Raw genomic sequence first — 11415 nt, forward strand, 5'->3', positions numbered from 1 at the left:
TTGCACACGGCCTTGAAAACCCCGGCCACAGCTCCAGCTGGGGGGTTTGCAGCTTTCCCCCTGTGCAGTGGCTCCTGAACTTGTTTTTGCCCTGATGGGCGCGCTGGTGTTGGCCGCGTTGATCGGCGGCCCCTGGTGGGCCCGCCAACGCCGCCAGCGCCTGGGCAGCACCCCCTTCCCGCCCGCCTGGCGCAAGCTGCTGCGTCGGCAATTCCCCCTCTACAACCACCTGCCACCGCCTTTGCAGCACCGCCTGCAGGCCATGGTGCAGGTGTTTGTGGCGGAAAAACCCATCATCGGCTGCCAGGGCCTGACGGTGACGGACGACATGCGCGTGCTCATCGCCGCCCAGGCCTGCGTGCCCGTGCTGGCCCTGCACGGGCGCCCCGAGCGCCTCAACCCCTACCCCGACCTGCGCCATGTGCTGCTCTACCCCGCGCCGTTTGTGGTGGACGCCAAACACCACCAACCCGGTGGGGTGGTGAGCGAAGGCCGCGAGGTTCGGTTGGGCGAATCGTGGCAAGAGGGCGTGGTGGTGCTGTCGTGGCCCGATGTGCAGGCCGGAGCCCGCTCGGGCCAATGGGCCGCCCCGTTGGGTCGCCCCACCGGGCACGACACGGCGCCAACCGCCCAGGCGCACAACGTGGTCATGCACGAGTTTGCCCACCAGCTCGACCAGGAAAACGGCCCTGCCAACGGTGCGCCCCCTTTGCGCAACGGCCAGTCCCCCACCGGGTGGGCCCGGGTGTTTCAGCGGGCCTATGAAGACCTCCGCTGGCTGGCCGATGCGGGTGAGCCGACGCTGATCGATCCGTATGGCGCACAGGCCCCGGAAGAATTCTTTGCAGTCATCACCGAGACCTTCTTCATGTCGCCTTCGGCGCTGCGGGAACAGCATCCCGACGAATACCATCAACTGCAGGTGTTCTACGGGCTGGACCCAGCCAACTGGACCTGAGCCCCGGCCAGGCCCGGGTCACACCCCTGGCACGCCACACTCGACGCCCGAACCGCCTGTCGCCTAAACTGGGGACCACACGACAGTGGGATGCTTCAGATGATGGCCACAACACAAACCCACGTACCCTTTGACGAGGGTGCCCTGCACAGCGTTCTCGATGCTTGGCGCACCCGGTTTCCCCAGGCGGGCATCTTTGCCCTGGTGGCCGAGGCCGACCGCCAGCACCTGCCGCTGTTGCAAGCGGCGTGCAGAGAGCGCCAGCTGCCTCTCATGGGCGGCGTGTTTCCGGCGCTCATCACCCCCTCCGGCTTCGAGTCGCATGGCGTGTGCCTGTGCTGCTTGGCGCAACGCCCCGAATTTTTTCTGCTGGACCCCGACGCATTGGGTTCGGGAGGAACGGCCATGGCCCAGGCCACGCTGAAAGCGCTGGAGACAACGTCCACTGGCGGTGAGCAGCCCACGCTGTTCATGGTGTTCGACGGTCTGCTGCCCGACATTGCCAGCCGACTGGACGAGCTGTACCTGGAACTGGCAGACCGCGTCAAATACGCAGGCGTCAACGCGGGCAGCGAAACCTTCAGCCCCATCGGGTGCGTGTTCACCACCGATGCATGTGTGGCTGGGGGCATGTTGGGCATGTTGTGGCCCACAGACGTTCAAACCGTGGTCGAACATGGCTACCCGGCCCCGGACAGTTTTGTGCTGGCCACCACCACCGCAGGCAACCGAGTTGCACAGATCGACTGGCGCCCCGCCTTCGACGTATACCAGCAGCTCATCCGCGACCATTACGGCGTGGCATTGACGCCCGACAATTTCTACCAATACGGCGTGCACTTTCCCATCGGACTGGTCCGGGCCAGCGACCAGGTGCTGATCCGCATCCCCGTCGGCCTGGAGCCGGATGGATCGTTGATCTGCATCGGGGAGGTGCCCGAAAACTCCATGCTCATGCTGATGCAGGCGCCCCCTCCGGATGACCCGGCGTGCATGGCCCGGGTGGTCTCCGCCCTCCCACCACTGGCCCCGGACGAGTGCGCCCCACTGCTGGTGTTCTACTGCGCCGGTCGACGCCTGCACATGGCCAACGGTGCGTCACAGGAGTTGGCGACACTGGCCCGGCACACCGGAACCCGCTCGGTGGTTGGCGCACTCACGCTGGGGGAAATCGGCACTGGGGCCCAGGGAGGTTATCCCTTGTTCCACAACGCAGCCCTGGTGATCAGCGTGGGGGCGTGTGCATGAAGCGCGAAAGGGCCCTGGCCGTTCTGTATGACCTGACGCTGACCATCGGTGCGGAAGTCACCCTGGCCCGCTTGTTGCCCCGCGTGCTCCAGCGCTTCCTGTTCCACCTGTCCTACCCGGTGGGCCTGGTGCTGCGACGCGCCGACCCAGGCGCACCCAACTGGGTGCTGGAGCACGCGGTGGGCGACCACACCCTGGCTTTGCGCAAGGGGCAAAACATCCTGACGCCCCCGCAAGGATGGGGACGTCAGGCCCTCAAGATCCAGGACAGCGAGCTGCTGACCCCTTTGTGCCAGCACCGCGCCTACCGACACGCGTTGTGGCTGCCGATTGACGGTGTGCATGGCTTCCTGTTCCTGGCCGAGCACGATCAGCCCTCCGAGCTGCCGCTGACCGAGGTGTTCGCCCCGGTGCTGCGAAACCTGGCACGCGCGATCGAGTTGTGCCAACGCTCTGAAAAGCTCACCCAGGGGCTGGAGCACGACCGGGACGACGCACGGGCCCGGCTGGCCATGGCGCTGGAAGCGTCGGAACGGGAGCGAACCTTCCTGTCCAACCTGAAAAACGCCATCCCGGACCTGATTTGGCTGAAAGACCCGGCGGGGGTCTATCTGGCCTGCAACGCCCGTTTCGAACAGCTGTTTGGTGCCTCGGAAGCCGAGATCGTCGGAAAGACCGACACCGCCTTTGTCAGCCCCGAACTGGCCGAATTTTTCCGCAGCCACGACCTCAAGGCCATGACCGCGGACCAACCCACACAGAATGAGGAGTGGCTGACCTTCGCCGCCAACGGCTACCAGGGCCTGTTTCAGACCACCAAACTGCCCATGCGGGACGAGAAGGGCCAACTGGTTGGGGTGCTGGGGATCGCCCACGACATCACCGAACTCAAGGCGGCCCAGGAACGCTTGCAACTGTCGGCCAGCGTGTTCAGCTCCGCCAGGGAAGGGATCCTGATCACCGGGCCCGACGGCCAGATTGCGGAAGTGAACGACATGTTCACCCAGATCACCGGCTATGAACGGGGTGAGGTGATGGGCCGCAACCCCCGCATGCTCAGTTCCGGCATGCACCCGGCCAGCTACTACCAACGCATGTGGAACACCATCGCCCAACGCGGACATTGGAGTGGGGAAATATGGAACCGCCGCAAGAGCGGCGAGGTGTATCCGCAGCAACTGACCATCAGCGCCGTCAAAACCCCCGCGGGGGAGGTCACGCACTATGTGGCGCTGTTTTCCGACATCAGCGAACTCAAGACCCAGCAACGCGAGCTGGAACGGGTGGCCCACTACGACCCGGTGACCGGGCTGGCCAACCGCGTGTTGCTGGCCGATCGGCTGGCGCAAGGCATGTCCGGGGTGCGCCGCCGCGGGCAGGCCCTGGCCATCGCCTTCCTGGACCTGGACGAATTCAAATCCGTGAATGATCGGCATGGTCACCACGTGGGGGACCTGCTGCTGGCCAAGCTGGCCGACCGCATGTCGTCCGTGCTGCGCGATGGCGACACCCTGGCGCGCTGGGGTGGGGACGAATTTGTGGCGGTGTTCATTGACCTGCCCCATCACGCCCACGGCCAGGCCCTGGTGCAACGGCTGATGGAACAGATCGGACAGCCCGTGACCCTGGAGGGCGTCGCACTGAACGTGACGGCCAGCATCGGCGTGACGTTCTACCCCCAGCACGACGAGGTTGACGCGGACCAGCTGTTGCGCCAGGCGGATCAGGCCATGTACCAAGCCAAACTGGCGGGACGGGAGCGGGTCCATCTGTTCGACTCCCAGGCCGACAAGGAGGCCCGCGGGACCAACGAAACCTTGGCCAATGTCCGCCAAGGACTGCTGCACGACCAGTTTGAGCTGTACTACCAACCCAAGGTGAATTTGCGCTCGGGAGAGCTGATCGGCGTGGAAGCGCTGATCCGCTGGCGTCACCCTGAACGGGGTTTGCTACCGCCAGCCATCTTCATTCCCGTGGTCGAAAACCACCCGATTGCGGTGGAGCTGGGAGACTGGGTGCTGCGCCGAGCCATGCAGGACCTGAAAGCCCTGCACGCCATGGGCATCCACACCCGGGTGAGCGTGAACGTCAGCGCCCTGCAGTTCCAACAGCCTGACTTTGTGGGCCATCTGCTGGACCTCATGTCCAAGCACCCCCACGTCAAGCCCGACGATCTGGAGCTTGAGTTGCTGGAAAGCAGCGCGCTGCGCGACATGGCCCAGGTGTCCGACGTGCTGCGGGCCTGTCAGCGCATGGGCATCTCCAGCGCCATTGACGACTTTGGAACCGGTTACTCGTCCCTCACCTACTTGAAACGACTACCGGCCGAAACCCTCAAGATCGACCAGAGCTTTGTGCGGGGCATGTTGGCCGATCCGGAGGACGTGGCCATCCTTGAAGGCGTCATCGGCCTGGCGGCGGCTTTCAACCGGACACTGATCGCCGAAGGGGTGGAAACCGTGGACCACGGCCTGATGCTGCTTCAGTTGGGCTGCGAACTCGGCCAGGGTTACGGCATCGGACGCCCCATGCCCCTGCAGCAACTGCAGGCCTGGCGAGATGAGTGGAAGCCAGACACCCGATGGAAACACGTCCGCCCCTTGCGTGCGGACGAACGCCCCCTGCTGTATGCAGGCATTGAGCATCGGGCCTGGGTCTTGGCGTTTGAAGACTACCTGCGCGGCACCCGCAAGGTGCCACCGCCGCTGGAAGTCCACCAATGCCAGTTCGGCCAATGGCTGACCGCGAAGCGACGACTGAACACGCGCGAGGCCCAAAACCTGCACGAGTTGGAACGGGTGCACGACCGCATCCATGCCGTGGCCACCGAACTGGTGTCCCTGCTGACCGACAACCGACAACAGGAAGCCCTGACTCGACTGCCCGAGATCCACGACTTGCGCGATCAGCTGCTGACCCTGATCAGCGACCTCCTGAACTGAACGCCTGCCTGTGCGCGGCGCTGGAAGCTCGTGGGCGGACTGAATCAGGGTGACCAAAACCCCTGACATCGTGTTTTAAGGCCACCCCAAAAAGCAAAAAACCCGCTTCATTTCTGAGAGCGGGTTTTCTATGTCTACTGGCGGAAAGAGAGGGATTCGAACCCTCGGTACAGGAGAACCTGTACGCCGGATTTCGAATCGCCCGTACACGGTGTTTTTCTGCATTTGCTTGTGTTGATTAAAGCCCCGTAAAATCAATACAAATCAACAGCTTGCATGCATTTGACGCAAAACATGCGTTGATTTGAATTCGGGAAAATTGGGGGTTTTTGGCTACACAGTGGCTACACCGTGGCTACACAGCCTCCCGGTGTAGCCAAACCCAACGGGAGTAATCAGCATGGCACGGCCCAAGAAAACAGACGCACCAGACACCACCCAGGCCATTGAATTGACGGTGGGCGCAATCGAGCGCCTGACCTGCCGAACCGACACCAAGGCGCAAGCCTTCTTGCGCGACGCCAAGGCCCCCGGGCTGCGGGTTCGGGTCACCAACACCGGGGCCAAGTCGTTTGTGTTCGAAGCCAAGCTGAACCGGCAGACCATCCGTCGCACCATCGGCGACGTGAAATCGTGGACCATCGAGCAAGCCCGCACCGAAGCCCGCCGATTGGCCGTGCTGCTGGACGCGGGCACCGACCCCCGGGAGCTGGACAAACAGCAGAAGGCAGAACGAGAGGCCGAACACCAGCGCCAGCAAGCCGAACAGGCCCGCCAAAGCGTCACAGGGCTGCAAGCATGGGCCGACTACGCCAAAGAGGGCACCGAGGTGGGCTTCACCAGCCGTGGGCCTTGGGGGCAACACCACGCCCGTGACCATGTGGACATGGTGGCCCCAGGCGGTGAGCCCTACCGCCGCAAGCGCGGCATGGTCACCCAGCCCGGCCCCCTGCATGCCCTGCTGGCACAGCCCTTGGTCAACATCGACGCTGACGCCGTGGCCGTGTGGCTCAAGGCCGAATCAGCCGCCCGGCCAGCCCGCGCTGCGCTGGCATTCCGGCTGCTGCGCGGCTTTCTGAACTGGTGTGCAGCCCACCCCGCCTATGGAGCCATTGCCCAGGCCGACGCCCACAAGCCCAAGGACGTGCGCCGCCTGGTGCGCAAGCAGACCCCCAAGACCGACGCCCTGCAACGCGAACACCTGCCCGGCTGGTTCGAAGGCGTGCAACAGCTCAACAGCCCCATGGCCCGCGTGTACCTGCTGGCGCTGCTGTTGACGGGTGCCCGGGCCAACGAGGTTGCCGGGCTGCGCTGGGCGGACGTTGAATTCAAGTTCGGCGGCTCCCTGACCCTGCATGACAAGGTAGAGGGCTTGCGGGTCATACCCCTGCCGTCCTTTCTGGCCCACCACATGGCCACCCTGCCCCGCCGTGGCCCATGGGTGTTTGGCGTGGACGAAGCCCGCCCCACCATTGACAACGATGCCACCTACCACCACCGCAAGGCCCTTGCCGTCACGGGCCTGCCGCATGTGAGCCTGCACGGGCTGCGCCGCAGCTTCAAAAGCCTTGCTGAGTGGGTGGAGTGCCCATCGGGCATCGTGGCGCAAATCATGGGCCACAAGCCCAGCGCCACCGCCGAAAAGCACTACACCGTGCGCCCGGTGGACCTGCTGCGGGTGTGGCACCAGAAGATTGAGGCATGGATGCTGGAGCAAGCCGGGGTGCAGTTCGAAGCCACGGCACAGCCGGGCAAGCTGGCACTTGTGGCCGCGTAAATAGCAAAAAAGCTATATCATGAAAGCGTGGACAGTTGCACTACACCCACAGGCTGAACCTGAGTTGCTGGCCCTGCCGTCAGACATGCAAGCTCGATTCATCCGCATCGCTGAACTGCTTGAGGACATGGGGCCGCAGCGTGTCGGCTTACCGCACATTCGACCGTTGGAAGGCAAACTGTGGGAAATGCGAATGCAAGGGCGAGACGGTATCGCCCGTGCCGTGTATGCCGCTGTTCATGGCCGCCGCTTGTTGGTGCTGCACGTCTTCGTGAAGAAGACCCAAACCACCCCGCGCAGCGCACTGGAAACCGCCCGCAAACGACTGGATGCACTCGAATGAAAACACTGGCTGAACTCAAACCTAAATTGCTGGCCAACCCTGCAACAAAGGCCGAATACGACGCATTGGCCGATGAGTTCGACATGGCCCATGAGCTGATTGCCGCCCGCAACCGCGCAGGGTTGACACAAGCCGATGTGGCCCAGCGCATGGGCACCACACAAAGCGTGATTGCACGGCTAGAAGGCGGCAAGCGTCACCCGTCCATGAGAACCGTGCAGCGGTATGCACAGGCATGCGGTGCGCGAGCAGTGGTACGGCTGGAGATGTGACAGCACCCCATGGCCGACCAGCAACGACACACCAACGCGGCGGACTTCATCATTGATTTGCTCAAGGCAAACCGCAAGCAAACAGCCGCTGAACTCATGAGGCCTTTTTCCCTCGCGGAGCGCACCATCCTCCAAGAGCTTGAGGCAAACCACAAGCTAACAGCCTCTGACCTCATGATGACTATTCCGGACTTCTTCCGCAAACAGGGCATGACTCCAGAGCAAGCGGCAGAGCTGATTAGGCTCATTCGTTGACATGGCCGCCACGGCTGGCATGTCGCCCACCGTGAAGGTGTAGAAGCCGAAGTGACCACACAAACGCACTGGCGGGCAATGGGCAGCTCAGGGACGCAAAGCTGCCATGCAACCCCCTTAGGGACACCCCCAAAACAGTCCGACAGGGCGGCTCGCATTACCCGCGTTGCCCCCCCCAGGAAGAACCTGACCCAGGGGGGCCACCTTCACCACCTGCCCCCTCCCCCCTGCCCATTTCGCGGTTGTGCACACGAAGGGAACCGAGCGGTCTAGGGGCATGAAGGCCCAGACTTTCGACCACCCCCTGCCCCGGTGAGGGTGGGCACTGCATGCACTGCGCAGCCGTCAGGCCAGCCACACACCCTTACCCCCTATGACACATGACATTAATGACGTTTTACCCTTCCATCCCCACAAACACCCCACCAGCACCCGACCGAACATCACCGCCCGACTGCCTGCCCATGCACCTCAGAAGGAAGAACGTCATTAATGTCATGTGTCATAGGGGATAGGCGCTTATTCGCGTAAGTCATTGAAAATAAATAAAATATTCCAAATTTCATTTCTAGGACAAAGCAGACTTTGTGACAGTCCTAAGCCCGCTTTGCCCTGATTCAGCCCGTTCATGGGCTGGGCCTTGGCATTGACCGCCCGCAAAGCCGATTAATGTCATGGAGCCAATGACATTAATCCGGGGTTGACCTGCACCACCGTGGCAGGCTTCTTGGCCCCCTCAGCCCGGCGCTTGACCAGGCGCACACAATCCCACTCCATCAGCTTGACCAAAGCCTTTTGCAGCTTCTCGGACGAACTGAACCTGCTTTGCATGGCCCGCTGCGCGTCTCGCTGGGTGAACTCATGCACTCCGCTGGCCTCCACCGTGGCCCTGACCCACTTCAGCAAGGCCACGGCATCGGCCTCGGTCTTGTCGGCCCCCAGAAGCCCGAATGCGGCCTGTGTGTGGGGCACCAGCAGCCATGCAAGCCTGATGGCATTGCCCATGGCTTCCCATCCGATTTCCCGGGCATCCAGGCCACTGGCGGCCAGTTGCAGCGCCGCAGCCACCCGGGCCACTGCACCGGGCAGCTTGCTGGTCCAATCCCGAATGGCGTCCAACGGCCCGCCTTCGCCATGCTGGTCTTCCACTTGCTGGGAAAACTCAAGCCAAAGCTCCATGGCTGAGTCGCTCAGCGTGAGGGCAATGGGCTTGGTGTCCCCTTGGGTGGGTTGGGCTCCATCGGTCGTGTCTGGAAGGTGCCCCTCCAGCATGGCCAGCACGGCGTTTTCATACTCTGCCTTGACCTCGGGAGGCACCTTGTGGCGGTCGTACACGTTGCGCTTGCCCACGTTGGTAACGGGTACGGCGTACAGGAAACGAGCCATCAGCCCACTGGCCCGGAACTGGTTTGAGCCCGCCAAATCCTTCATCAAGTCGGGCTGAACCATCAGACTCATGCTGACCGCTGGCCGGTCCACGAAGACCGACCTGCTGGCCCGATGCACCTTGAGGGGCGAACCGGCATGGCCCTTCAAAAACACTTCCAAGCTGGCCCCGCCGCTCCCGCTGTAGAGCCCGGACAAGATGCGAAACAAGCCCGGTTCATCGCTCAAAACCCCCATGCGTCCGCCATGGTCGCCCAGCATCTTTTGCAGGCTCTCGGGCGTAATGTCTTCGACAAAAAGCAGGGGAGCCCGCAACTCGTCGGGCATGCTGGTCAGCTCCCGCTCAATGTCACGCCGCAAGGCTTCCAAGTCGGCTTCGCTGGCCTTGGCCGCTTGCGCCTTGAGGTGTTCGACACGCTTCAGTGCCGTCTCACGAATGGCGGTATTGCGGGCAATGGGGCCACGCATTCGGTCAGCCTGCCGCTTTTCCCAGGCCACCAACGGCGCTTGAAATGCAGAGGCCACCCCTGTCTTTCGCGTGCCGCTGGGCGAAACGGAAACCGTCCACAGCGCCAGCGGCTCGGCGAAGGTTTCGAGGTCCACCACAAAACGGCGTTGCAACAGCACACCCAGCACCCCCAGCGCACAGGCCACAGCCATTGCTGGCGGCGTCTGAGTGGAGCGGGAAACGTGTTCGGCCATGGCACCCCACGCACCCGGCAGGATGGTTGCGGGAATTTCAGGCGTGGCCATGACCCCAGGCAGCGAAGGGTCGGGCCAGCCTTCGGGCTCGGGGGGAAGGCCCACCCCGTCTTCAACGGCTGGCTCGGCCTCCCAGGACTCCTGCGGTGGAAATGTGCTGCCCTTGGGCACAGGCCCGGCCTGTGCATCCACCGCGGCCCGCAGTGCGTCAATGTCGCCGCTCATGCGTCACCCTCCCCCAGCGCTGCCCGTGCCACCACGCCAATGCGGGCGCAAGCGGACAGAACCGATTTCTTCGCGGCCTCGTCCACCTGCCCGAGCTGAAACGCCCGGGCAACTTCGATGCCGACCATCAACCCATCGTGGGCCATCAGGCGCAGCGCGTCCCGGGCAGAGAGCCCAGCGGGCCGGAACTGGCGTGCTGGCGCTGATTTCGGGTCATCCACCCAGGCCCCAAGCTGGCGGGCTGCTTCCATGAATACGAGGCTGTGCAGGGCCATGTGAAAGCTCAACGAGTCCCCCCCAGAACCGCAGCCCGCCATGCAACACCATGCGCCCGTGCGGCTGTTGATGCGAAGGCTGGTGCCCCCGTGCCAAGGGCACTTGGCGGTGCGCCACAGCCCGCGTTTTTCGCGGAACTGGAGCCCGGCGGTGTCGGTGTAGTAGCTCAGGGGGTCGGGCAGTCGGTCACGTTCAAAGCCCATGGCGTGCCTCCCCTGCCAGTTCGGCCAGTGGCCCCTCCACGAGAACGCGCCCGGACACGCCGCACACGATGCGGTAAGCCCCATCGGCACTGACCCGCAGCACCTTGCTGCCGTCGGCATCGAAGCTGGCGCGATACAACTCGCAAGGCCCCGTGCCCTCGAAAAGCCGTTTCACCACCGTGGCCAGTTCACGCCCCGTGTCGTGCCCCGAACTCAGCTCGGCCAACTCGCCTTCGATGCACACATGCCCATCGTCCAAATACGCCACGCGGTATCGCCCAGAGGCAAACACCCGCAACAGCATTTGCGCGTCGCCATACCCGAAGTTCAGCCGGAAAAGCTCCCGCGGGGCCAAACCCAGGTACAAGGTGCCAGCTTGCTCGACCAGCTCGGCCCGGCGTTTTGCGCGAGTGGCATCGACTTGCTGCTGGTGAATTTTTTGGGCGTCGGCGTCCATCAGTGCACCGCCTTTCGCCAGGCAGCCACCAGCCGACGCGCACGGCGCGACAGGCTGTACTGCGCCACAGGTTTAGGCCAGCCGCTGACCTCCACCCGAGTGCGGCGCACCTGCCACCCGAGGTAATCCAACTCCTTAACGGTGGCGGCCAATCGCCAGCCGTTGCCCATCGTCAGCCATTCGAGTTGGGTCAGAGCCTTGCGGCTGGCCAGCGTGTGCAGCAGGGCTTCAGCACGGCTTCCGGGGGCTGGCACCGTTGGAGCGAAAGGGGCTGGGATTAGGCCCGGCAGGGTGAACTGATGATGGGTCATGCCGCCACCCCCAACGCCCGCTTGATTTCGCTCACAGGCCAGGCCAGACGGCCATTGACG

General features: G+C 63.6%; 11 protein-coding genes. 7 read left to right on the plus strand and 4 right to left on the minus strand.

Features of this window, described 5'->3' with window-relative positions; translation table 11 throughout:
* Positions 1–67: 67 nt before the first annotated feature.
* The 7 genes from ACYVB7_RS05940 to ACYVB7_RS05970 all read left to right on the plus strand — a co-directional run bounded on the left by ACYVB7_RS05940 (position 68) and on the right by ACYVB7_RS05970 (position 7795).
* Entirely contained in the window at positions 68–958 is an 891-nt protein-coding gene (locus ACYVB7_RS05940; protein WP_460505751.1) for a M90 family metallopeptidase, read from the plus strand.
* A gap of 102 nt (positions 959–1060) precedes the next feature.
* A complete protein-coding gene (locus ACYVB7_RS05945) occupies positions 1061–2206 on the plus strand; it encodes an FIST signal transduction protein (RefSeq protein ID WP_460505752.1) in 1146 nt (381 codons plus the stop codon).
* Complete coding sequence (locus tag ACYVB7_RS05950; protein WP_460505753.1) at positions 2203–5148, plus strand: EAL domain-containing protein; 2946 nt, start codon at positions 2203–2205, stop codon at positions 5146–5148. The genes ACYVB7_RS05945 and ACYVB7_RS05950 overlap by 4 nt, the downstream gene beginning before the upstream one ends.
* Positions 5149–5548: 400 nt before the next feature.
* Positions 5549–6925, plus strand: coding sequence for an integrase arm-type DNA-binding domain-containing protein (locus ACYVB7_RS05955; RefSeq protein WP_460505754.1), 1377 nt, complete (start codon positions 5549–5551; stop codon positions 6923–6925).
* A 19-nt stretch (positions 6926–6944) separates the two neighbouring features.
* Positions 6945–7268, plus strand: a complete 324-nt coding sequence (locus ACYVB7_RS05960; RefSeq protein ID WP_460505755.1) for a type II toxin-antitoxin system RelE/ParE family toxin — start codon at positions 6945–6947, stop codon at positions 7266–7268.
* Positions 7265–7540 (plus strand): helix-turn-helix domain-containing protein, encoded by a 276-nt coding sequence (locus tag ACYVB7_RS05965; protein ID WP_460505756.1) that lies wholly within the window; start codon positions 7265–7267, stop codon positions 7538–7540. The genes ACYVB7_RS05960 and ACYVB7_RS05965 overlap by 4 nt, the downstream gene beginning before the upstream one ends.
* A gap of 9 nt (positions 7541–7549) precedes the next feature.
* Positions 7550–7795 carry a hypothetical protein gene (locus ACYVB7_RS05970; protein ID WP_460505757.1) on the plus strand — a complete coding sequence of 82 codons (246 nt, stop codon included), beginning with the start codon at positions 7550–7552 and terminating at the stop codon, positions 7793–7795.
* A 672-nt stretch (positions 7796–8467) separates the two neighbouring features.
* On the opposite strand, the gene ACYVB7_RS05975 is transcribed toward ACYVB7_RS05970, so the two are convergent.
* The 4 genes from ACYVB7_RS05975 to ACYVB7_RS05990 are packed head-to-tail and all read right to left on the minus strand — an operon-like array spanning position 8468 to position 11298.
* Entirely contained in the window at positions 8468–10108 is a 1641-nt protein-coding gene (locus tag ACYVB7_RS05975) for a YfjI family protein (RefSeq protein ID WP_460505758.1), read from the minus strand.
* Complete coding sequence (locus ACYVB7_RS05980; protein ID WP_460505759.1) at positions 10105–10587, minus strand: CHC2 zinc finger domain-containing protein; 483 nt, start codon at positions 10585–10587, stop codon at positions 10105–10107. The genes ACYVB7_RS05975 and ACYVB7_RS05980 overlap by 4 nt, the downstream gene beginning before the upstream one ends.
* The gene (locus ACYVB7_RS05985; RefSeq protein WP_460505760.1) at positions 10577–11044 is read right to left on the minus strand and encodes a hypothetical protein; all 468 of its coding nucleotides are present in this window, start codon (positions 11042–11044) and stop codon (positions 10577–10579) included. The genes ACYVB7_RS05980 and ACYVB7_RS05985 overlap by 11 nt, the downstream gene beginning before the upstream one ends.
* Complete coding sequence (locus ACYVB7_RS05990) at positions 11044–11298, minus strand: helix-turn-helix domain-containing protein (protein WP_460505762.1); 255 nt, start codon at positions 11296–11298, stop codon at positions 11044–11046. The genes ACYVB7_RS05985 and ACYVB7_RS05990 overlap by 1 nt, the downstream gene beginning before the upstream one ends.
* Between the last annotated feature and the right edge of the window lie 117 nt (positions 11299–11415).

It is taken from the genome of Hydrogenophaga soli (assembly GCF_054777695.1).